The organism is Natronobacterium gregoryi SP2 (assembly GCF_000230715.2).
GTDB classification, from domain to species: Archaea; Halobacteriota; Halobacteria; order Halobacteriales; family Natrialbaceae; genus Natronobacterium; species Natronobacterium gregoryi.
In genome coordinates, this window is record NC_019792.1 from 764,238 (window position 1) to 786,685 (window position 22,448).

The window sequence follows — 22,448 nt, forward strand, 5'->3', positions numbered from 1 at the left end:
AGTTACTGTGGGCTTGGGTTCGACCCGCCGACGGGCTGTTGGCGATCCAGTGCCGTCCCAGTGATCTGCTTGAGTCGGTCGACCAGTGAGTCTTTCTTCGGCTCACCCTCGAGAGCGACATCTAGCACTTCGCTGATGTTCGAACAGGGAATGATGTCGACCATCTCCTCGTACTCGTCTTCGATCATCACGTCCTGTTCGTTGGCCTTCGGGATGATGACCGTGTCACAGCCAGCCTTCGCGGCAGCCTCGATCTTGTGGGTGACGCCGCCGACCGGAAGCACGTCACCCCGGACCGACAGCGAGCCGGTCATCGCGACCGACTGGTCGATCGGAATGTCCTCCAGGGCGGAGATGACGGCCGTCGCCACCGTGATCGAGGCCGAGTCACCGTCGACGCCCTGCTGGCCAGCCTGGACGAACTGGATGTGGATGTCTTTCTCCGAGAGGTCGACGTCGGAGAACTTCTTGATGATCGCCGAGACGTTCTGGACCGATTCCTCGGCCATCTCTTGGAGCTTGCCGGTTGCGATCACCTGACCGCCGCCCTGCGCGGGCGCGATTTCGGCCATGACCGGCAGCATGATCCCCGAGTCTTCACCCATGACCGCGAGGCCGTTGACGCGGCCTTCGACGGCCTCCTCGGTGACCTGCAACTCGTAGTCCTTGCGCCGTTCGATGTAGTCGTCGGCAAGCTGTTGCTCGATCGAACGAGAGCGCTGTTTGGCCTGCAACACGTCGTCGCGAGTCGTATACTCGCGGTCCTCGGCACGAGCGATGTCGCCAGCGACCCGAACCAGCCCACCGAGGCTGCGGAAGTGCAACGTGAGATGGTTCTTCCGACCCGAACGGCGCTTGGCCTCGAGGATGAGCTCCTCGACGGCGTCGTCGGTGAAGTGAGGCAGGCGGCCGTCGCGTTCGACCTCCTGGGCGACAAACCGGGCGTACTTCCGGCGCATCTCGGGGGTGTCCTCGATAGTGTCGTCCATGTAGACCTCGTACCCGTATCCCTTGACGCGGTTCCGGAGTGCGGGGTGCATGTTCTCCATCGCGTCGAGGTTTCCTGCTGCGATCATGACGAAGTCACAGGGGACGGGCTCGGTCTGGACCATCGCGCCCGAGGAGCGTTCGCTCTGTCCGGTGATGGCGAACTCGCCTTCCTGGATCGCCGTCATCAACTTCTGCTGGGTACGGATGTCGAGCGTGTTGATCTCGTCGACGAACAGCACGCCCTTGTTGGACTTGTGAATCGAACCCGGCTCGACGCGGTCGTGGCTGGGTGTCTCCATGCCGCCAGACTGGAACGGGTCGTGGCGGACGTCGCCCAGCAACGCGCCGGCGTGGGCACCGGTCGCGTCCTCGAAGGGGGCCTGGCGCTGATCGCCGTTGTCGACGATCATATTGGGCACCATCGCGTCGGTCCCGCGAGACGTATAGCGGAATATCAGCCAGATGATACCCGCAGCGAGGATGCCAAGCAGGATGTTCGCGGCCAAAAGCGCGTACACGATGACGACCGCGATGATGATCCACATCAGGATCGACCGCATCTGGTTGCGCTTGCGGGCTTCCTCCTTGTGCGCGTCGATTATCTGTTCGCCTTTCCCCGCAGGGACGGTTCGCACCTTCGGTGCGTTGCCATCGTCAGGGTTGTGATAGACCAGAACGTCCTGGAGGTCCTCCTGGGGCAGGAGTTGGCTCATCGCCTTCGCCAGCATCGACTTGCCGGTCCCCGGCGAGCCGATCATCATCACGTGACGGCGTTGCTTTGCCGCCTTGATGATGATGTCTCGGGCCTCGTCCTGGCCGATGACCTGATCGACGAGGCGATCCGGCACCTCGATATCGTCCGTCGAGTCGACCTGGAGGCCACCGAGCAAGTCGTCCTCGGCGTTTTCCTCGTCGATTTCGACGCCGGGATCGACGTCGACGGTACTACCGAGATCCTCGACGGTCTCGATGTCGTCTTCGTCGTTGGTAGTCGACTCCGAGCCGGATTCGACGCCGTCAGTCGAACCCCTCTCGGCTCGGTCACCGTCCTCCTCGAGCGGCGACCGTGCTCCTTGCGGACCCTCGTTGCCGTGGACCTGCTCCTCGTCCTGAGAGCGGTCTGTCCCCTGGCGACGATCCTCGTCGTGATCGTCGGTCGGCTCCGAAGGGTCTTCGGGAGTGTCGTCAACGTTCGTATCGTTGCTCATAGAACTCTGTTCAGTACCTGATTCGAAGGGATTGGCACTGATATACTTTCTCCATGCGGCGGATGGTGTGGATGGCCAATACTGAGGCCTACAGCGGCCGACGGGGGTGAATGGCTCCCGGGTCCGAGCCGGCCTCGACTGCAATTTACCCCTCATACGAACCAACATAACTCGGTCCCGTTTCCCCGCCGACTGACGAGTCGACCCGCCCCACACCATCCGGATCGGCCCAGCAGCCAGGCCTCGCCCGCCACTCAGTGGCGATACAACTCGATCAGACGATAGGTGTCCAGACCGTGACCACCGATCGGCAGCGATCGACGACAACTGCCCGCCTCACGGCGAACACGCCACGCTTAAGCGCCTTGCCAATCCAGTTACGGACATGACACGTGGGTTCTATATCGGTCGGTTCCAGCCGTTTCACGACGGCCACTACAGCGTGGTCGAACGGATCGCCGACGACGTCGACGAACTGGTTCTCGGCATCGGCAGCGCCGACGACTCTCACACCGTCCGGAACCCGTTTACCGCCGGCGAACGAATCATGATGATCACCAAGTCAGTCGTCGACGACGACCTCGTCACCTACGCAGTGCCGATCGAAGACCTAGAACGAAATTCGGTGTGGGTGAGCCACGTCCAGAGCATGTGTCCGGACTTCGACGTCGCCTACTCGAACAACCCACTGGTCATCCAACTCTTTCGCGAGGCCGGCATCGAGGTGCGCCAGTCACCCATGTTCAACCGCGAAGTCCTCGAGGGCTCCGAGGTGCGCGAACGGATGATACACGGCGACGACTGGGAGTCGCTCGTCCCCGCACCCGTCGTCGAAGTCGTCGGGGAGATAAACGGTATCGAGCGTATCCAGATGGTGAGCGACTCTGATTCGAACGGCGGCTGATCTCACACCGCGACGGTTCACTGAAAGTCAGTTCCGGCACAACCGCGACCCGGACGGCAGTTGCGCCGGTAAATCGGTACAGTAACCCGCACGAATCTGTGTCGAACTCCCTTTCCTCGACCGGCCAGTACGAACACACATGATCACGCTCACATCCGACTTTGGAACGCCGTATCCGGCGGCCATGAAGGGAGTGATCCTCCAGCGAACCGACACCCGACTCGTCGACGTCGCACACGACCTCCCGCGCCAGGACGTTCGCTCGGCCGCATTCTGGCTTCGCGAGGTGCTGCCGTACTTCCCGCTGGCGACGCACCTCGTCGTCGTCGACCCCGGCGTCGGCACCGACCGGAACGCGCTCGTGGTCCGTGCCGGCGATCACGTCCTCGTCGGACCCGACAACGGCGTCCTCCTCCCCGCCGCTCGCCGACTCGCCGACGACGTCGACCTCGAGGAGTACGTCGTCGACGAGACTCGTCTCGAGGCACCCGACGCCGCTAGATCGATCCCGTCCGCGACCGATGCGGGACCGGCGAGCAACACCTTCCACGGGCGGGATGTCTTCGCGCCCGCGGCCGCCAAGGCACACGAGGTCGGCCCAGACGCACTCGAGACGCTTTCCGTTCTCGAGCCAGCCACGGAGTACGTCTCGCTGGACCTCCCGGAGCCGACGCTCTCTGCTAATCGCGCTGTCGGAGAGATACTGGTCGTCGACGACTTCGGGAACGCGATCACGAACGTTCCAGGCTCTTTCCTTGAGGATCGGGAGCGGATCACCCTCGACGGCGAGACGGTCCCGGTCGGAGAGACGTTCGCGTCCGTGCCGGTCGGCGACCGCCTCGCGACCGTCGGCAGCCACGGCTACGTCGAACTCGACGTCAACCAGGGACGAGGAGACGAGGCGTTCGGGTTGGAAGTCGGCGACGAGGTCGTCCTCGAAACAGCCGACTGATACGAACTGCTGTACCGATGTCCCGGTGTCGCCGTGACCGTGCTGCGGTGACGTCGGAACTGCCCTACAAATAGCCCTTCAGGTGGTGTGCCTGCTCCACGGCACAGAACCGCGACACCACGAGATACCAGGCAAATCAGGACGACAGAGCGGTTCCAATCAGTAACAAAGAGGGGCAGGGGTATACTCGCTAGTCATCATCGACAAAGCCGCAGATTTCTATTTCATCGTCCACGTCCTCTATTTCGGCATATGGCTGGGCCCATATACTGAGTCCAGCGCTCATGAAGTCTTTCGTGACGGATACGACGTACCGCTCGTGATCGTCGTCGGTGAGATCGGTCGTTTCCTCTTTCCCTCCTTCTGTAGCCGTTATCCGAAACTGTCCTGCGTCTGGCCACTGACAGTCGAGTGATTCTCTCGTCATCCCTGTCTCCGATTCTGGTGGCTCCAACTCGAACGTTTCCGAGTGCCGTTCCGTGTCACCATCGAGTACGCGTATCTCGCAGTCCATCTCCTCATCACCGTAATTCGCTACAACGACACCGGCTAGCTGAACGTCTGGTTCTTGTGATTGGGCACAGCCAGCAAGTCCTATCGTCGTAACTGCAGTTAGATACTCTCGCCTTTTCACAATCAAAATACAACCCACGAATACATATGTGTGCTGAACTTTTTGGAGTGGCTATATTTGCTGTTATAGAGTTCGAACCAGTGTTTGTCGAGACTCGTCCCGTCCACCGCTGTAAGTTCGTACTTATCCGGCAGCACCAGTGACCCACCATTCGAACGCGATCCGCTCATCTCGAGACCAACTCGAAGAGTATCGACTCGAACGTTATCACGGCGACGTCGCGTATCCCAGTGATCGGATTGTGCTCGAGACAGTCGACTGAGATCAACCGGGATCACGTCTCGAGCCGAACCAGTGAGTTGAAACCGACTATACGGCCGGTTCCTATCGGGGATCGATCACGATTTCGCCGTTCGCATACACCGTTACGGTACAATCCGCGAACGGAAACGAGAGCGAGCCGTCAACGTGCCGGGTGTCGGCCTGCCAGTGAGTAACCAGCGTGTTCAGCGCGTCCGGATCGACGCGATCCGAGAGCGCCTCGAGTTCGTCCGGTTCGACCCCTTGGACCGATGCAACAGTCAGTAGAAGTGCCGTTGTCGCCGGTTCGTATTCATCGTCGACACACCACGTGTGATAGCTTTCGCTGTCGCTATCGTAGTAGATCGTTCGTCCGGCAATGTCGTCGACGGGAGTCAGTCGATCCGCAGGTGCTGTCCCGGACATATCGTCCAGTCTCGCATGTTAAAACTTAACGATGGTGGCCGGTTCGTCGAATCGCGTTACTCGGCGTGAAAAGCGGCGGTCGAATCGCGTTACTCGGCGTGAAAAGCGGCGGTCGAATCGCGTTACTCGGCGTGAAAAGCGGCGGTCGAATCGCGTTACTCGGCGTGAAAAGCGGCGGTCGAATCGCGTTACTCGGCGGCGATGACGTCGTCGATGCGGGCGATCATCGTCGCGGCTTCGGTCGCGCTCTCGATGGCTTCGCGCTTGACGTCGGCTGGGTCGACGACACCGTGGTCGAAGGGATCGTCGATCGTGACTGCTTCACCGTCGGTGACCAGACCGGCACGACCCTCGGACTCGTGGGCGGCACGGAGGTCCACGAGCGAGTCGATGGGGTCGCGGCCGGTGTTGGCGGCGAGCGTCCGCGGGACGACATCGATCGCGTCCGCGAAGGCGTCGACGGCCAACTGCTTGCGGCCTTCGATACCGGCGGCTTCCTGGCGGACCGTGTCGGCAATCGCGATCTCGGTTGCACCGGCACCGGGAACGACCTCGCCGGACTCGAGTGCCGTCGCGGCCACGTCGAGTGCATCACCGATGGTGCGCTCGAGTTCGTCGACGATGTGTTCGGTGCCACCGCGGACGAAGACGGTGACGGCCTCTGCGGCAGTGCCGCCCTCGACGAACGCGAGGTCGTCGTCGCCGAAGTTCTCCGAGCGGACGCGGTCGGCCTCACCGAAGTCGTCGTCCTCGAGGTCGTCCAGGGTGCCGACGCGCCGGGCACCGGTCGCGGAGACGATGTCTTTGGCGTCGCTGTCGCCGATGTCGTCGAAGAGGAGGACGTCTTCGCGGGCGAGCGCAGCGGCGACGCGGTCGGCAACGTCGTCGGTCGTGAAGACGACGTCGGCTCCACTCTCGGCGATCGTGTCGGCGTAGCCCTGCAGTTCGCTCTCTTCGGAGTCGATCGCGGCGTTTAGCTGGTCGATCGAGTCGATGGCGTACTCGGCGTCGACGTCACCGGTGCGAACGTCGAGTTCGACGTCGAGGACGGCGATCGAAGCGTCTTCGACTTCGTCGGGCATGCCGTCGTGAGCAGGCTCTTCGTCGACGACGATACCAGGGACGAGTTCGGTCGCGTTCGAGGACGCGCCGATCTGGGTGTGAACGGTGACGTTGTCGCGAGCGACGCCGTTGTCGCTCTCGACGTGACGGACGGCCTCGACGACCGTCTCGGCAAGCGACTCGGCGGTGAGACCGCCGGTTCCCTTGCCAGTCATGCTCGACTCAGCGACCTGTTTGAGGATGTCGTCGTCGACCTCGGCCTCCTGGACCTGCTCGTCGATCGCCTCGAGAGCGATCTCGGCAGCCTCGTGGTAGCCCTCGACGATCGTCGTCGCGTGGACATCCTGCTCGATCAAGTCTTCGGCCTCACCGAGCAGGTTGCCAGCGACCACGGCCGCGGTCGTCGTTCCGTCGCCGACTTCTTCTTCCTGTGTCTCGGCGACTTCGACGATCATCTGTGCTGCGGGGTGTTCGATGTCCATCTCGTCGAGGATGGTCGCCCCGTCGTTGGTGATGACGACCTCGCCGCCCGAGTCGACGAGCATCTTGTCCATACCGCGGGGCCCGAGCGTCGTCCGTACCGACTCGGCGACCGCTTTGCCGGCCATGATGTTGGACGACTGGGCGTCCCGACCCTGCGTTCGCTGGCTATCCTCGCTCATGATGAACATAGGCTGTCCGCCCATGCGACCCTGTTGTGCCATAGTTGAAGCCTCAGTAACTATGTCGTCAGCACTTCTATATAAGTGTTTCCCTACCGGACCCACTCCGTCTTGCGATTGTCGTGTGAACCGTCGCCACGGCAGCACGCGCGAGAAGCCGGTACCAAAATATGGATCGGTCTACAACACTTCATCGGGATGCTGGAACTGGAACACGGGTTTCGGGTCGTCGACGTCTACGCCACGCTGGCGCTCGACGAACGACAGGGGGAGTCCCAAGCCCGGAGACACGGTCGGACGATCACGCCCGACCGACTCGAACGTGAGATGCACCAGGCAGGGGTCACACGATCGATCGTCTTCCCCCCTGCCAGACACGAGGCGAGTTACGTCGCACCGAACAACGGCGTCGCCCGTCACAGCGTCGATCGGCCGTTCGTCGCGTTCGCCCGAATCAGCGGAACCAAACACTCGGAACACACGACAGCGGGCCGTCTACGCAACGCCATCAACCGACCGAAGGAAACCCACACCACGCCAGGAGACGTCGAAATGTACGCCTACGACGACCGCTTTCACGGGTTCGTTCTCGACCCCGCCGCCGACGGCTACCCCGACAAAGACCTCCTCGAGGCGCTCGATGACGTCGAACTACCCCTCGTCGTTCGCGGCGGAGCCGATGCACCGCCGGAGGCGCTTGCCGACGCTCTGCTCGGCCGCGAGTTTCCCGTGGTCGTCGCCCACTTCGGCGGCCACCCACTCGACCGCGAACGCATGCACACCATGATCGACCTCCTCGAGCAGTACGACGACTGCTACCTCGAGACGAGTTTCGTTCGCTACCGGGACGTCCTCGAGCGGGCAGTGCTCGAACACCCAGATCGCGTCCTCTTCGGCAGCGGCGCTCCGGACGCCCACCCGAACGTCGCCGTCATGGAGACGCTCACCCTCGACGTCTCCGAGGACTTGCTCCGGCGGATCTTCTCGAAGAACGCGTGTCGCGTGATCGACGTGCTGGGGCCGGACGCGACGAGTTGGAAGTGACCGACTCGACCTCTGATTTCGTTCCCTGCAGCGAGTCTGTCCATTTATGCCACTGCCCCAGTATCCGATAGATATGGACGCGAGACGCGGCCCCGAGACGACGGGTCCGGGGACGAACGACGACCGAACTGGCGGGGCCGAACATGGGATATAACCTCGAGGAACGAGCCGTCGACCGGCTCGAACTGCTCCGTGTGTACGCCTACGGTCTCTGTATGGGGACGGCCGACGCGCTGCCCGGCGTCTCCGGCGGCACCGTTGCCCTCCTGCTTGGCTTCTACGGCCGTCTGATCGCCGCAATTACCGCCTTGACGCCCGCTCGCGTCGTCGACGTATGCCGCGGTTACGATCCTGCCAGGCGCAAACGGGCTCGAGAGGCACTGCTCGAGATGGATCTGCAGTTCCTGCTGCCACTCGGCGTCGGGATGGTGACGGCCGTCGCGCTCATCGCCGGTGCCGTCTCCGCGCTCGCGGAATCGAAACCCATCGCACTCTTCGGCTTCTTTACCGGGCTGATCGCCGCGTCCGCGGTCGTCCTCTTCCGGAGCCTGCCGTTTCCCTCCCTCAAGCACGCTCTCGCAGCCAGTGCCGGTACCGTACTCGCGTTGCTCGTCGCGAGTGGCGTCGTCGAACTGCCGGGCAGCGGTGCACTCCTGATCTTCCTCTCGGGCGCGCTGGCGATCAGTGCGATGATTCTGCCGGGCATCTCCGGCGCGCTCATCCTAATCCTGCTCGGCCAGTACGTCTTCCTCTCGGATCAACTGACGGCGTTTCTCGGCTCCCTGGGCGCGCTCGTATCGGGGAACGGGACGCTCGAGGGCGTAATCGGCCCCGGAACGACGGTCGTCCTGTTCGTCGCGGGCGGGTTCCTCGGCCTCGTGACGATCGCCAGGATCGTTCGTCGAGCCCTCGATTACCGGCGGGAGCTAACGCTGCTCTTCCTGGTCGGACTGATCGCCGGATCGATTCCCGCACCGCTTCACAATATCGGCGAAGTCTACGCCTGGACGACCGATATCGCCCTGCTAACCGGTGCCTGGGCGATCGTCGGTGCCGTCGCCCTGTTCGGACTGGATGCTCTCGCTGGCGGGTTCGATCCGGAGTGACGCCGTCGAGTTCGGGATTCTTCGAAACGACGTAGCGAAACTCGAGAACGCGATCTCTGTCTATTTACGAGAGAGACACCCAATATAAAACGTCCGAATATTTCTATGAATTGTTTAAGCAGGTAAATAAAACTTATCAAATAAACTTATTTTTCTTAGTGTTGGATGGGCAATCGTAATGTCTGATAGAGACAATACGGCTGCTGACTCCAAACAGGCGAATCGGCCCACGACGCGACGAACTGCCCTCAAAACAGTTGCGCTCAGTACTGGAGCGGTGATGTTATCGGCCGTCACAGCGGCGAAACAGTCGGAAGGAGATGACGATGAAACAGTCTCGATACTGAGTGAAGAGCCGAAAGTTCACCAGAAAATTCGAGGCACGTACGAAGATCCGATCACGAGCGAGACGATCAAAGAGACGCGCGATTCAATCATCGAGGGATACACGAATACGACGGAACAACTGCTGCTCAAACCGCAACAGGCATTCGAAGCGGACCGGATCGTCGCGTACAACGTCGTTCTTGAGGAAAATGGTCGTCCCAAAGAACAGTACGTAACCAGTAGCGGACCCAACCGATCGGGGTCACGTGACGAGAGGTCAGAAGATGAAGAGCGAATCCGCGCTCGAACGACGCGTATGCACGAACGAGCAGATGCGATGCTCGAAGATGTATTGAAGGGGAAGAGCAAAACGAAAACGACCGACGACGCTACGGCTGAAGACTGGGATGTCGATTTCGGGGACTGGTCGTATTTCGGTGGCTCATCGATTTACCATCACTTCGATGAGGCTGGTGGTATTGCGGATAACCCCCGACCAGGCGGTGTCGACTTCGACATTACGATCAGAAAAGACGAAGACGAACAGCGCATCGGCGCACGAACGTTCATGCGGTTCGAGGCAGGGAGGGAACTCTGCAACGACGGGCACGACGAGTACTGTATCGATGGAACCGTTCATACCGGTATGCGAAACAAAAAAGCGGTTATCAAACAAGACTGGGATAAAGGAGCAAATGGTGTCTCGACGGAAGATCTTCTAACAGGAGTTGATCCCACTAACGACCTCGACGATACGACGACGTCACGCCAAGCATCGATCGGACTCGATCTCAGCAGAGATCCTGGCTTGTCCGTCGGATACAGCAGCGGGGTAACACTTCCCGAAGCGTCGTTAACTGATCGAACGACGATGCCATCCGGGTTCTCACATCACGAGTTCGAAGTGAACAGTTCAGATGGGGATTCGGCAAAGTACAGTGCTGAGATCGAAGTCGGGAGTGCTGCCAGATACGACTTTAGCCAATGTGACGAGGGAACCCACCCCGTTCCGGATCCGATCGATGTCGTAGAAATCGACATCGAAGAAATCGAATGGGGGCTGCGACTCCCAGGAACCGGCTGGGTTAACACTCATTCTGACGATCGCCAATTCACCTATTCGAGGACGTGTTATCTCTGATACTACCAACGGTAATCCGACTAATAATACGTAGATAAAATCAAGCGACCTATCTCAATTGTTTCCTATCAGATTAATAAATAGAACAGATGCTGTGAGTATAACGCCACCGAACATAAGAATAACCCAAAACCCCTCCGCTGCAGGAGTAACATGTTCGATGAGTTCGATTAGTCCAGCCGCAATAGTGATCTGCAATCCAAGAATGCCAACGAGTATCCTTGTTGATTCCATACTAATGGAGACAGATTCAATCACCTTCATTGTTCCTGTTCGATAATCAGATGGATATCACCAACAGCAATGGCATTGGGCAGTATGGTTACCGCCGGTCGTACAACTGGACTGCACGATTGTGTCTGGCCGAGAGGCCGTACGGGTTCCGTCGGGCCGACCGATCACTGTACCGGGCGTAGATCCCATCTCGTAGCCCGCTGCCGGCGCTTGCGGCGACGTCCGTTCCGTCCGACAGCCACTCGGTCGGCGTCGAGTCGCCGGAGACGACCCCACGGACGGTGACGACGCCGTCGCGGATCGCGCTCCCGAGCGTGCGGACGACAACGCTTGGGCGCGGGCCGTAATTTTTCGCGAGTCGGTAGGCGATCGACTGGTAGATCGCCCCCCAGTCCGAAGCCGGATCGAGATCGGCGTCGGGCTGTCCACCGTCGGTTCCGATCTCCCGACGAACCGCCATCTCCATCGCCCAGCCGACATCGAAACCCAGTCCTGCAACGCGGTGTGCACAGTCACGGGCACCGCCGACCTCGAGGTACTCGTCGAAGCCGTCGAGTGCCTTGAGTACGGTCCGGGCGAACGCGACGTTGTCGCCGTCGAAAAGTGTCACGTCACGTCCGGCGATCGTCCGGGGCCGGCGGGGATCGACACCGCCGAACCGATCGTCACCGGTGACCGGCCCGGTGGCGACGTCCGCACCGTTTTCTATCGTCCGTTCGATAGCGCTGTACCAGCCCGCTTCGACGGCGTGTTCGCTGCTGAGAAACGCGACGACGTCGCCGGAGGCGACGCCCAGTCCCGCGTTGCGGGAGACGTTCGGGTTCCGTTCGGAGATTTCGACGAGGACATCGACGTCGTCTCGCTCGCGAACGGCCCCACTGGTCCCGTCCGAGGAGGGACCGTTGACGACGATGACCTCCGTCGAAGACGGCGTCCGCTCGTCGAGTGCGTCTAGACACGTCAGCAGTCGCTCTCGATCGTTGAGTGTCGAGACGACTGCCGAGAGTTCCATGCTTCTGTGTAATTCCTCCGGTAATAAAAATGGGGTGGCCACGCCGTCTCTCGAGTCTGGCGGACGTGGCGAGAGAACGAGTTCCGAAAGACGACTCCAGGTGGAACGGACCTACTCTATCGACGGTCGATCCTGCGACCCGCCAGCCGCTCACCGGAGTCGGGTGTTCCAGTAGGAAACCGACGCGAAGTGATCGGTGACCCGGTTCCCGCCGACGGCTGTGTCGATTCGCCGAATCGGGCTCGCGAGTCCGTTCGGGATCGCTCGGTAGAGCCCGTACGGAGCGAGGAAGTCGTCTTCGACGTCGACCAGTGTCAGCTCCGTCTTCGCGAGTAACTCGCTGACCTCGCTCTTCGAGTAGAGTCGGGACCCCATCGGCAACGCCCAGTTGTAGACGCTGCGGGAACTGAAACGGTTGAACGTGTCGAAGACGATCTGTTCGCGCGAGACGCGACGCATCTCCCGGAGGAACGCCTCTGGGTCGTCCGCGAGGTGGAAAAACCGCATTGCGATGACCGTATCGAAGTGATCGTCCGGGAAGGGCAGTCGCCCTGCATCGCCCCGAAGGAACTCGAGTCGTCCCTCGGGATCGGCGTTCTGTGCTTTCTGTCGTCCCTGCTGTAACATCGCCGCCGAAATGTCGAGTCCAACGACGTCTGCTCCCTGTTCGGCGAGCATGACGGTAAATCGCCCGGTACCACAGGCGATTTCGAGGACGTTTCGATCCTCGACGGGCATGATCGCGTCGAGAACTGCTTCTTTCTCTCGACGGTCGATGAGCTGCCCACCCTTGGAGAACCGCTTGTCGTCGTACTCCTCGGCGACATCGTCGGCCTGGTACCACTCCTGTCCTTTCACACTGAACGCAACTACGATGGCCGGACAATAAAACGATACTGGAGTTCGTTCGATAATCCGATCTGCGGGCGACGCCGGCACGGACCGGTCGAGCGTCTTCACAATCCGTCCGTCAGTGTCTCGAACGCCCATTCCTTGGAGTTGCCGCAACTGTGTTAATATAACACTGTTATCCTTATACAAACTGCATTGTTCCTATCCACATATAGGGAAGGTTTACCAGTACCGACTCCGCTCAGATTGTTATGAGCATGAGTACCACGGAAGATCGTGGCGGAGCCGCCGAACAGACGCTCACCGAAGAAGAGTACCGCGACCGCTTGCGTGACCTCCCCCCGAGTGCGAAACTCGTCGCAAAAGTTCTCGAGACCGACTCCCCGCTCTCACAGGGACAACTCGCCGAAGAATCGCTACTGCCAGACCGGACCGTCCGATACGCGCTCAATCGACTCGAGGACGTCGGACTCGTCGACTCCCGCTATAGCTTCCGCGACGCGCGCAAACAGGTCTACTTCCTGAAACGCTAAGCGCAATCCGATCGAGGCAACCGACCACCTGCGCTATTGCGACACGCACTTTTTCCACCGCCGTTACTTCCAGTCATGGACATCGTTCGCCGTGTCGTCCCGACCGGGACGCGTGCACCGACCGGCGACACGAACGCATACGTGCTCGGGACCGGCCCCACAGTGCTCGTCGATCCGGCCACCAGAACCGACGCACTCGACGACGTCGTCGCCGCCCGGAGCGTCGAACACGTGCTGGTGACCCATTCGCATCCGGACCACGTCGGGGCCGTCGCACGTTACGCCGCCGAGACGGGCGCAACAGTCTGGGCTCGAGCGGGCCACGCCGACCGATTCCGGGAAACCACCGACTGCGATCCGGACCGCGAGTTCGGACCGGGAACGGAGATTACCCTCGGCGACGACCGGGTCCGAGTCCTCGATGCCCCGGGTCACGCACCCGACCACGTCGCGCTCGAGGCTGGCCGCGAGGGACCGATACTCTGTGGCGACTGCGCACTCCGGGAGGGAAGCGTCGTCGTCGGCGCGCCCGAGGGGGACATGCGCGCGTATCTCACCACGCTCCGCCGACTGTGGGCGATCGATCCGCCGCGGCTGTGTCCGGGCCACGGCCCCGAAATTACCTCGCCGCGAGAGACACTCGAGCGCCTGCTCGATCATCGATACAGGCGCGAGCGCCGCATCAACGAGGCCGTCTCGGGTGGCGCACGAACCCTCGAGGAAATCCTCGCGTCGGCTTACGAGAAAGACCTGGCTGGCGTCCAGGACCTCGCGCGGGCGACGGTCGTCGCCCACCTCGAGAAACTCGACGTCGAAGGCCGACTCGAGTGGGACGGCGAACGTGTGCGTCCGACGACCGGAAAACGTCAGTTATTGTGAGTATCCGTTCGGTATTCCGTCCCGCCGTCGACAGCACCGTATGGACGACGATCAGCGGTCGATCACGCGCCACTACGACGAACTCCCGCCCAACTGGGAAGAGATAACCCGCGGACCGACGAAAGAACGAATACTCTTCCCCGCTATCGACTCCTTGCTCCCGTCGCTGTCCGGGAAACGCGTCCTCGACGCTGGATGTGGCGACGGGTACTACGCCTCGCTTCTCGCCGACCGGGGCGGGGACGTACTCGGTATCGACGCGAGCCAGGAGATGGTTCGGGTCGCCCGCGACCGGTACGGCGACGACGTCGAGTTTCGTCGTGCGGACCTCTCCGAACCGCTCTCCACCATCGAGGGCGATTCCGCCGACGTCGTGCTCTGTCAACACGTATTTTCGCACCTCCCGTCGCTCGAGACGCCATTGTCGGAGTTCGCTCGGGTGCTCCGCCCGGGCGGGTCGCTCGTGATCTCGACTCACCACCCGTTCCACGACTTCCTGATCGTCCGCGACCGCGAGTACCCGAGTACGACAGACGCACTCGAGATGGACCTCGATCCACACGTCGTCGCCGACCGCGAGAAACCTGCGTATCACGAGACGGAACGGTTCGAAGTTCACTGGGGAGGCCCCGACAGCGAGAACCCGGGAACGTACTACCGACGGCCGCTGCACGCGTTGCTCGAGCCGTTGCTCGCCGCCGGGTTCGACCTGTCCGACCTCGTGGAACCGGAGCCGACCGAGGAGTTCCAGGGCGACTATCCGGAACTCGCGCGCGAACTCCGCCACCGGCCGTCGAGGTCGGTCTGTCTGCGTGCGGAACGATAAGACACAGGAGCGACTGGCTTTTCCCCGTCGGGACGTAGGTACAGCCGTGCAACCCCTCGAGGAGGAACTCGAGCAGGCCCGCGAGCTCTCGGTCGACGACCTCGCGGACGCGATCGAGTCGATCGGCTTCGAGTGTACGCGCTGTGGTGCCTGCTGTACGGGCCACGGCGAGGACGAACACATCGCAACGGCCTTTCCCGACGAGGTGCGGGACCTCGAGTCGGCCGACGGAGAGAGCGACGCGGTTCCCCCGGCCGAGGACCGCGAGTGGCGCGACGCCGCCCGGCCGATGCCGTACGGCCTCGAGGAGACCGACGAGGGGCTTTCGGGCGAGACGTTCGAGTGGGCGCTCCAGACCGACGGCTGTGGCGACTGCGTCTTCTACGAGGAAGCCGACGACGGAACGGGAGCCTGCGTCGCTCACGACGACCGGCCGCTGATCTGTCGGACCTACCCGTTCAGCGTGGCACTTTCGGGAACCAGCCAGCCGATGGGCGAGGCAGTAGACGAAGCTGGCATCGTGCGCGCTCACGAGTGCGAGGGACTCGGCCGGAACATCTCTCGTGACGATGCGGCGGAACTCGCACGCACACTCAAAGAGCGTGCCGTCAGAGAACTCGAGGAAGCGATCGGCGTTCGGGACGAGTACGAACCCACCGATCCCGGGCCGGGCGAGGTCGTCGTCCACGATTCGGAGGGTGCAAAACGGGTCGACGGACGACCACTCGAAGGAGAGTAGGTTCTACAGAAGCTCTCGTTTCACGAATTTTGCGAGCATCGGGAGGTCGCGAACGCCGAGCAGTTTCGCGATCGCTCGGAAGTTCCCGCTGTTTGCCTTTGCGAGCGTCTCGTCGTCGAGTCGGTTCAGATCCGCCATCAACTCGTCGTAACGCTCGTTCTCGGCGAGATAGAGCATCTTCGTCATTAGCTGGCGGTTACTGACGTTCGGCGCGACATCGCGGTGCCACAGCGTCTCGTAGACCTCGAGACTCTCCGCGTTCGGCTCGAGGTCGCCGTGTTTGAGGCAGCTATCGGCCGTGGCGGCCGCCGCGCGGCCGGACTTCATGCAGGTATGGATGCCCTCACCCCACAGTGGGTCGACCGTCGGCACGGTATCGCCGATAGCCATGAACCGGTCGGTGTGCATCTGTCCCGGCATCTGAATGTGCGCCGAACCGCGGTGTTGCCTGCCTTCGAGTCGTTCGGCGTCGTCGAACCGCGGGTCGGTCTCGATCCAGTGAGAGATGTAGTCGTCGATCGTGTAGCCGTCCTTGGCGTACCGCTTGTGGTAGGCGTTCTGGATGTAACAGAGACCGACCTTGGCGGTGTCCTCGCCGGTGTGGAAGATCCAGGAGTAGCCACCGGGTGCGATCTCGTGATCGAGGCGCAGCATCATCGCGTCGTGGAGGTCCGCGAAGCCGGGACGATCGACGTCGATACCTTCGAACTCGTACTCGATGCCGATGGCGTGGTTCTCTCGTTTCAGGTCGCTGACACCGAGTTCTTTGGCCAGCGGTGCGCTCGGACCAGTCGCGTCGACGACGATCTCGCCGTACACCTCCTCGTCGCCGTTGTACTCGACGCCGACGATCTCGCCGTTCTCCATGATCGGCCCCGTCACTCGAGCGTCGAACCGGTACTCCGCGCCGTCTTCGCGGCTATCCTCGACCAAGAACCGCTTGAAGTCCGCGAACTCGAGGACTGCACCAGGCTGTTCTCGAACGTAGTGATCGGTCGGCGACTCGAGGACGACGCTGTCGGTGTACTGCATCACCACGTCGTCCGGAATCCCGAAAGAAGACATCATCGACGGGAAAGTGCCTGCCGTCGACTTGTTGCTCTGGCGGGGGAACTCGTCTTCGGACTCGGTCTCGAGGACGACGACGTCGTAGCCTCTCGCTGCGAGATCTCGAGCACACTGGCCGCCGGCGGGACCGGCACCAGCGATCACTACGTCGTAGCGATCGTTCATGAGTCGAAACTGTCTCGGGTCCTAATTAGTCTGTTCGGTCCAGACCAGCGACAACGGTCTGTCCGATTCCGGTCGTTTTTCGGCCGACTGAGTGGGGTTCTTCCACACACTGAGACGCTATGGGACCGCGTACCTTTTTTACCGCGGTCGAAAAAGATCGGGTATGGTCGACGTCCTCGACGACAAGCGGACTGCGACGCGATTCCGAATCCTCGTCCAGATCGCCGAGCGCCAGCCCGCAGTGAGCCAGGGAGAAATCGCCGGGGAAGTCGGCGTCACGAGCCAAGCAGTCAGCGAGTACATCCGCGAACTCGTCGACGACGGACTCGTCGAGAAAGAGGGGCGGTCCCGCTATCGCGTCACCAAAGAGGGCGTCGACTGGCTCTTTCAGGCTGCAGGCGACGTTCGCCGGTTCGTCAACCACGTCACCGAAGACGTCCTCGGCGCGGTCGGCGAGGACGCCGCTATCGCGGCCGACGACGTCGAGGAAGGCGATATCGTCTCACTGTCCGTCGAGGACGGCCTCCTCCACGCGACCCCCGGCAACGAGGGAACCGCGACCGGCGTCGTGACGACCGACGCCGAGGCCGGAGCCGACGTCGGCGTCACCAGCTTCGAGGGCGTCATCGATCTGGAACCCGGCTCGGTGACCGTCCTCCAGGTACCCGCCGTCAGGAGCGGCGGAAGTCGCGCCGCCGATCCGGAGGCGGTCGCAAAACGGTGTGAAGAGGTCGATCTCGTCGTCGCCACGGGCGTCGAAGCCGTCGTCACCTGCCACAAGGCAGACATCGAACCGGCCGTCACGTTCGCCGTCGGCGATGTCGCCGCCGCGGCTGCCGAACGCGGTCTTGAGGTCGTCGCTGTCACGACGGCCGACGCCACCGGCCGAGTCACCGACACGCTACGGGACACCGACGTCTCCTACGAAGTGCTCGAAGCGTAGCGTCGTCGCACGTCACGGTCGGACAGTCACGTCACAAGCAGCGTTCTCGAGACCCGCTCACTCGCGTATCTCGACCGCGACTCGTTCGCCCGATCGAATCGCTCCCTCCATGAACCCACGTCCCTCGAGTGCCGTCTCCGAGCCGGCCCAGTAGACGCCGTCGACGGGTTCGCGGAGCACAGCACCACAAGACGTCAGCGTTCCCGGCGTCATCACGGCGTTGTACCCGCCCGTCGACCATCGCGTCGTCGACCACGGCTCGTCGACGTACTCGAGCGGGTCTGCCGCCTTCGGTCCGACGTACCGTTCGAGTTCGGCCAGCACCCGTTCTCGACGCTCGGACACCGGTCGGTCGCTCCACTCGAGTGCGTCGGCACCGGCGATAAACGCCACCAGAAGCCCGCTATCACCGTTGGGGAGCGTCCCGTCCGCGACTTCGGACACAACGCCGTCTGCCGCCAGCACCGATCCCGAATATCCGTCACTCCGCCAGAACGGCTCCTCGTACGCGGCGATACACTTGACAACCGACCCCATCGGCATCCGCTGTCCCAGTCCTCGACGACGGGCTGGCAGCGGCGGTTCGTGATCGATGTTGCCGACCAGTGGCTGCGGGATGGCGACGACCGCGTTCGACACCGCGTACGTCCCGTCGTCCGTCTCGAGCGTTACCCCGTCGCCGCGCCGATCGATCCGCCGAACCGGCTCGCCCAGTCGGACCACGTCACCGAGTTCCGCGGCCAACCCCCTCGAGAGCTGGTGAGTGCTGCCGGCAAGCCGGTACTCCTGTGTGGCACTGACCGAATCGGACGCCATCTCGAGTCCGCCGGCGGCGTTGACGGCCGTCAGAAAGTACAGTAGCGAAATCTCGCTCGGCTCGACGGTGAATTCGGCGCGGACGAACGCGTCGAACGTCTGGCGTGCAACCTCGGTCTCCATCGTCTCTCGCTTCCAAGACTCGAGAGTCGTCGCGTCCCACGCATCGGCGTCAGGTACCTCGTGGGGCGTCTCGCGGGGAACGCCGTCACGGAGCGACTCGATCCGGTCGGCAGCCTCGCGCAGCTCCGTAGCCGATTCAGACGGGAGCGCCTGGAACCGATCCCCGTGATCGAACACGTCGCCCGTCACGGCAACTCGATCGAGCCCCGAACCGTACTGCTCACAGAGTTCGAGATCGAACTCCTCGACTAACTCGAGGACACGGTCGTGCTCCGCTCCGATCCACTCCGCGCCGCGGTCGATCGTGTCACCGGTCGACAACGATCCGCCGATCGTACGCCCGCCGACGCGATCCCTGGCCTCGAGGACGACTACGTCCAGTCCCGCCCCAGTCAGTTCCCGTGCCGCCGTCAAGCCAGCGAGCCCCGCACCGACGATCCCGACATCGTACTGCTCCGTGTCCCAAATCTCGTTCATACCGTCGTTTACAGCAGGCGAGAAAATAGTGACACGGATTGTTCCTGAGACGGCTCACAGACGCCGATCACTCGCATCGACACCGCTCGAGTCTCCGCAGCCGCTCGATTCGCACTCCGGTCGAGAGACGTGTCGACGAACGCCACTCGAGCACTCGCCGGCCCCGGAGCCGGATCGGTGCGACGACGCGATCTCCGACCAGATCGACGATCCAGAACCGCTGCTCGTCGTCCCCAGAATCGCGCTCGCGAGTTCGCCGTCGCTCCACCTTCCGTCACTGGTGCTTCTGCCACTAGTGGCGGGCCAAGCCTGCACTGATGGGTCGAATCTGGCGGTGTCGCTCGATTCGACCCGTCAGTCGACGGTTGGGACGGTACTAGTAGCGTCCCAAGTCTACTCTGACTAGTGCGCTCTACTTCTGATCGAGAATCGTGATCGGTTTGGGCCAACTCCCAACTAGTCGGTCCACGCTCAGGATGGTACTACTCCCCACCTTCCCGCTCGGCGTCTTCAGTACCGAACCGCTCCTCGAGTCTTTCGAACCACGTTCGAACCATCCTGCCAGCCCGTCGTCGGTCCGGTGTCGGCGTCATACCCTCCCGCCGAACGGATAGAGACAACCATTTCGGAACCGAAAACGGACGGAACTGGCGCGAAGACGTAACGTGACGTGACGTGACGTGACGTAACGTGACGTGAGCAAGATACCGACCGACAGCGCGCCAGCGATCAGCCGATGTACCGAAGGTCGTCGTCCGTCGGCATCTGCTGTTGTTGCTGTTGCTGTTCCATCTCCTGGATCTTCCCGATCACGTCTTCCATCTCGTCGGCTCGCTCGTCCAGAGTCTCGTAGTCGAGGTCGAACGCGAGCAGTTCCTCGAGAACCTCGAGAACCGCCCGCGCACTCTTGGGATCGACGAGATAGCCACTGGTCTCACCCATCAGGCAGGCTACGTCGAAGCCACGGCGTTCACCGAGTCCGAGCAAGAGCCCTGAGATACCCACGATGCCGCCCGCCGGTTCGTCCTCGCGGAACTCGACGCCAACCTCCTCGAGGTCGTCGCGCAACGACTCGTTGCCGACGGCACCGACGACCGCGTACTCGTCGATGAGCTCGCCGGTCGGGACGCCGCCGAGCGCGAACGCCTCCGACGCGCCGAACTCCTCGGCCACGTCGAGAAACGCCGTCGTCAACAGGTAGTGACCGTCGTTGGTCTGTGCCTGATGGTCGCCAGTCAGAACCAAGAGGTCACGACCCTCGGGAACGGAGACGGCGTGGATCTCCGCACAGGTCAATTCCGAGATGCCGTCTTCGACGGTGACCTGTGGCGGAAACTCCCGAGAGTAGAGCCGCCGAACGAGCGTGCTCTCCCCCTCGAGTTCCTCGAGTAAGTGGTCGACCGCAAGCTTGCCGACGTGACCGACGCCGGGCAACCCTTCGACGAGCACTGGATCGTCCAGTTGCACCTCCGCAACCGCGTCGATCTCGAGTTCGTCCATACCCGTATCAGCGATTGCGACGCTTAAGAGACCGTCGGTACTCGCCGTACGGGTCTTCGGGGTCGAACGGCGCGGGCGCACTGTTCTCGGCGTCAGCGCCACACTCTGGACAGTCAGACGAAAGGGTATACACCGGGCGGTCGTGTCGCTCGCGCCACGCCGAACACACCCGGATGTCTGCTTTCATTCCTCGTCAGTGCGACGCTCGCGGTGGTATTCGCCCTCGCCACCCTCGTTTTCGATCGCGGCGATAGCGCGATCCGCACTTTCCTCGAGTTGGGACTCGGCGGTCTTGTAGTTGGGCGCTTGCACCTTGATGCGGTACTCGGGTGCGCCGACGTAGCTGACCTCGAGGTCGACCTCGGCCGGAACGTCACCGTTGCCCCCCGCTGCCGTGAGCGCCTCACGGATGCCGTCGACGCCAGACGGCGACGGATTCTCGAGGTCAACGTAGCCGGTGACGTTGACGTACGGCACCGAGACATTCTCGCGAGCCGTCTCGACGATCGAATCACAGACGTCGGATTCGAGGTCGGCGTCCTCGAGAGCTTCGTCGCCGTGGATCGCCGCCTGCTTGAAGCCCTGGTAGAGACCTCCGTGAGCAGCGATCAGTTCGTTCGCGACGACCGTGTACGTCTCGTCGTCGACGTCGTCGCCCAGCGCGAGTTCCATCCAATTGTCGGCCTTCTGTTCGTTTTTCCACTGCTGGATCTTCTCGGAGCGCTGGTGGTCGTTGACGTCTTTCAACGAGAGGTCGATCTGCTGGGACTCCTCGTCGACGTCTAAGACCTTACAGACGACGATCTGGCCCTCGCGGACGTGGTCGCGGACGTTCTTGATCCATCCGCTGGCGACCTCCGAGATGTGGATGAGACCGCGCTTGTCCTCGTACTCCTCGAGATCGACGAAGACACCGAAATCTTCTATCTCGTCGATCTTCCCGACGACGAGCGTGCCGGGATCGGGCCAGCCGCTGTATTTCATCGTGATTCGACCGTTTCTACGATCTCGTGGTCGATCTCGGCTTTGCCACCAGTCGGTCGGGCAAGCGTCGTCCCGCAGACGGCACAGGCGACCTCCGTAGAGGCTTTTCCGAAGACGGTCTGTTCGTTCTCACAGTCGCTGCATCGGACACTGTAGAAATTTCCTGACATCGTAATCACTCCTGGAACTCGAGTCGGCCGGTACGCCATCCCTCGCGGAGGTGGGCTTTGCCACACTCGCTGCAGCGGTACTTGAGGTCGGTCTTCTTGGTGGGCTTCTCGCCAGCCGGCACCTTCGAGAACCGACCGGAGTTACCGATGCTCGAGGTGTGTCGTTTGGTACGACGAGCGTCCCATTTCATTCCCGAGGAACGGCCGGTCCGGGCCTTCTCGACTTCGTGTTCGTGGTGTTCGTTACAGTGCGGGCAGTACGTATTGAATCGGCGTGGCATCTGCATGGTTATCTCACTTGCCGTGGCCTAAGACGGGGCTGTTTAAAACCCGTTTGGTTCGCCGCCGTCCCGTGGTGATCTCTCGGTGCAATGACGAAAGTCAGTGTCGTCGCTCGAGCTGTCCGTAGCACGTTCGAAGCGTTTAATCGT

24 protein-coding genes are annotated in these 22,448 nt (G+C 62.0%); 10 read left to right on the forward strand and 14 right to left on the reverse strand.

Annotated features, from left to right (window positions below; genetic code table 11):
• Nucleotides 1-2 precede the first annotated feature (2 nt).
• Nucleotides 3-2,198 (reverse strand): ATP-dependent protease LonB, encoded by a 2,196-nt coding sequence (gene lonB, locus NATGR_RS03685; protein ID WP_005581403.1) that lies wholly within the window; start codon nt 2,196-2,198, stop codon nt 3-5.
• A 385-nt stretch (nt 2,199-2,583) separates the two neighbouring features.
• Here lonB and NATGR_RS03690 point away from each other — a divergent pair, with 385 nt between their 5' ends.
• Both NATGR_RS03690 and NATGR_RS03695 read left to right on the forward strand, forming a co-directional pair.
• Nucleotides 2,584-3,102: a nicotinamide-nucleotide adenylyltransferase gene (locus NATGR_RS03690; RefSeq protein ID WP_005581402.1), complete on the forward strand. Its 519-nt coding sequence runs from the start codon at nt 2,584-2,586 to the stop codon at nt 3,100-3,102.
• 139 nt (nt 3,103-3,241) lie between these two features.
• Nucleotides 3,242-4,054, forward strand: a complete 813-nt coding sequence (locus tag NATGR_RS03695) for an SAM hydrolase/SAM-dependent halogenase family protein (RefSeq protein ID WP_005581400.1) — start codon at nt 3,242-3,244, stop codon at nt 4,052-4,054.
• A gap of 190 nt (nt 4,055-4,244) precedes the next feature.
• Here NATGR_RS03695 and NATGR_RS03700 read toward each other — a convergent pair whose 3' ends face one another.
• The 3 genes from NATGR_RS03700 to thsA form a co-directional block, all read right to left on the reverse strand.
• On the reverse strand, nt 4,245-4,688 hold the full coding sequence (locus NATGR_RS03700; RefSeq protein ID WP_231990817.1) for a hypothetical protein: 444 nt from the start codon (nt 4,686-4,688) through the stop codon (nt 4,245-4,247).
• Between the two features lie 324 nt (nt 4,689-5,012).
• Nucleotides 5,013-5,354 carry a HalOD1 output domain-containing protein gene (locus tag NATGR_RS03705; protein WP_005581397.1) on the reverse strand — a complete coding sequence of 114 codons (342 nt, stop codon included), beginning with the start codon at nt 5,352-5,354 and terminating at the stop codon, nt 5,013-5,015.
• A gap of 188 nt (nt 5,355-5,542) precedes the next feature.
• Nucleotides 5,543-7,087, reverse strand: coding sequence for a thermosome subunit alpha (gene thsA / locus NATGR_RS03710; RefSeq protein ID WP_005581396.1), 1,545 nt, complete (start codon nt 7,085-7,087; stop codon nt 5,543-5,545).
• Between the two features lie 189 nt (nt 7,088-7,276).
• Here thsA and NATGR_RS03715 point away from each other — a divergent pair, with 189 nt between their 5' ends.
• From NATGR_RS03715 to NATGR_RS03725, 3 genes are all read left to right on the forward strand, one after another.
• Nucleotides 7,277-8,122, forward strand: coding sequence for an amidohydrolase family protein (locus NATGR_RS03715; RefSeq protein ID WP_005581395.1), 846 nt, complete (start codon nt 7,277-7,279; stop codon nt 8,120-8,122).
• 143 nt (nt 8,123-8,265) lie between these two features.
• Nucleotides 8,266-9,228, forward strand: coding sequence for a DUF368 domain-containing protein (locus tag NATGR_RS03720; RefSeq protein ID WP_005581394.1), 963 nt, complete (start codon nt 8,266-8,268; stop codon nt 9,226-9,228).
• 178 nt (nt 9,229-9,406) lie between these two features.
• Entirely contained in the window at nt 9,407-10,696 is a 1,290-nt protein-coding gene (locus NATGR_RS03725) for a hypothetical protein (protein ID WP_015233302.1), read from the forward strand.
• Between the two features lie 54 nt (nt 10,697-10,750).
• Here NATGR_RS03725 and NATGR_RS03730 read toward each other — a convergent pair whose 3' ends face one another.
• From NATGR_RS03730 to NATGR_RS03740, 3 genes are all read right to left on the reverse strand, one after another.
• Nucleotides 10,751-10,930 (reverse strand): hypothetical protein, encoded by a 180-nt coding sequence (locus NATGR_RS03730; RefSeq protein ID WP_231990819.1) that lies wholly within the window; start codon nt 10,928-10,930, stop codon nt 10,751-10,753.
• 88 nt (nt 10,931-11,018) lie between these two features.
• Nucleotides 11,019-11,942, reverse strand: coding sequence for a glycosyltransferase family 2 protein (locus NATGR_RS03735; protein WP_005581391.1), 924 nt, complete (start codon nt 11,940-11,942; stop codon nt 11,019-11,021).
• Nucleotides 11,943-12,092: 150 nt separating this feature from the next.
• Nucleotides 12,093-12,800: a class I SAM-dependent methyltransferase gene (locus tag NATGR_RS03740; protein WP_005581390.1), complete on the reverse strand. Its 708-nt coding sequence runs from the start codon at nt 12,798-12,800 to the stop codon at nt 12,093-12,095.
• A 245-nt stretch (nt 12,801-13,045) separates the two neighbouring features.
• On the opposite strand from NATGR_RS03740, the gene NATGR_RS03745 reads away from it, so the two are divergent.
• The 4 genes from NATGR_RS03745 (at nt 13,046) to NATGR_RS03760 (ending at nt 15,771) form a co-directional block, all read left to right on the forward strand.
• Complete coding sequence (locus NATGR_RS03745) at nt 13,046-13,327, forward strand: MarR family transcriptional regulator (protein ID WP_015233304.1); 282 nt, start codon at nt 13,046-13,048, stop codon at nt 13,325-13,327.
• A 75-nt stretch (nt 13,328-13,402) separates the two neighbouring features.
• On the forward strand, nt 13,403-14,206 hold the full coding sequence (locus NATGR_RS03750; protein ID WP_005581388.1) for an MBL fold metallo-hydrolase: 804 nt from the start codon (nt 13,403-13,405) through the stop codon (nt 14,204-14,206).
• 40 nt (nt 14,207-14,246) lie between these two features.
• A complete protein-coding gene (locus NATGR_RS03755; RefSeq protein WP_005581386.1) occupies nt 14,247-15,032 on the forward strand; it encodes a class I SAM-dependent methyltransferase in 786 nt (261 codons plus the stop codon).
• A 46-nt stretch (nt 15,033-15,078) separates the two neighbouring features.
• Nucleotides 15,079-15,771 (forward strand): YkgJ family cysteine cluster protein, encoded by a 693-nt coding sequence (locus NATGR_RS03760; protein ID WP_005581385.1) that lies wholly within the window; start codon nt 15,079-15,081, stop codon nt 15,769-15,771.
• A 3-nt stretch (nt 15,772-15,774) separates the two neighbouring features.
• Here NATGR_RS03760 and NATGR_RS03765 read toward each other — a convergent pair whose 3' ends face one another.
• Nucleotides 15,775-17,004: a digeranylgeranylglycerophospholipid reductase gene (locus NATGR_RS03765; RefSeq protein ID WP_005581383.1), complete on the reverse strand. Its 1,230-nt coding sequence runs from the start codon at nt 17,002-17,004 to the stop codon at nt 15,775-15,777.
• 163 nt (nt 17,005-17,167) lie between these two features.
• Between NATGR_RS03765 and NATGR_RS03770 the strand changes: the two genes are divergently transcribed.
• Nucleotides 17,168-17,947 carry a DUF7839 domain-containing protein gene (locus NATGR_RS03770; protein WP_005581380.1) on the forward strand — a complete coding sequence of 260 codons (780 nt, stop codon included), beginning with the start codon at nt 17,168-17,170 and terminating at the stop codon, nt 17,945-17,947.
• A 57-nt stretch (nt 17,948-18,004) separates the two neighbouring features.
• Here NATGR_RS03770 and NATGR_RS03775 read toward each other — a convergent pair whose 3' ends face one another.
• The 6 genes from NATGR_RS03775 to NATGR_RS03805 form a co-directional block, all read right to left on the reverse strand.
• Nucleotides 18,005-19,363 carry a flavin monoamine oxidase family protein gene (locus tag NATGR_RS03775; protein ID WP_005581379.1) on the reverse strand — a complete coding sequence of 453 codons (1,359 nt, stop codon included), beginning with the start codon at nt 19,361-19,363 and terminating at the stop codon, nt 18,005-18,007.
• Between the two features lie 729 nt (nt 19,364-20,092).
• Complete coding sequence (locus tag NATGR_RS03785; RefSeq protein WP_005581377.1) at nt 20,093-20,863, reverse strand: proteasome assembly chaperone family protein; 771 nt, start codon at nt 20,861-20,863, stop codon at nt 20,093-20,095.
• Nucleotides 20,864-20,870: 7 nt separating this feature from the next.
• Nucleotides 20,871-21,050, reverse strand: a complete 180-nt coding sequence (locus NATGR_RS03790) for an RNA-protein complex protein Nop10 (RefSeq protein ID WP_005581376.1) — start codon at nt 21,048-21,050, stop codon at nt 20,871-20,873.
• Complete coding sequence (locus NATGR_RS03795) at nt 21,047-21,847, reverse strand: translation initiation factor IF-2 subunit alpha (RefSeq protein ID WP_005581375.1); 801 nt, start codon at nt 21,845-21,847, stop codon at nt 21,047-21,049. The genes NATGR_RS03790 and NATGR_RS03795 overlap by 4 nt, the downstream gene beginning before the upstream one ends.
• Entirely contained in the window at nt 21,844-22,017 is a 174-nt protein-coding gene (locus NATGR_RS03800; RefSeq protein WP_005581374.1) for a 30S ribosomal protein S27e, read from the reverse strand. Before NATGR_RS03800 ends, NATGR_RS03795 begins: the two co-directional genes overlap by 4 nt.
• A gap of 5 nt (nt 22,018-22,022) precedes the next feature.
• Complete coding sequence (locus NATGR_RS03805; RefSeq protein ID WP_005581373.1) at nt 22,023-22,304, reverse strand: 50S ribosomal protein L44e; 282 nt, start codon at nt 22,302-22,304, stop codon at nt 22,023-22,025.
• Nucleotides 22,305-22,448: the final 144 nt, after the last annotated feature.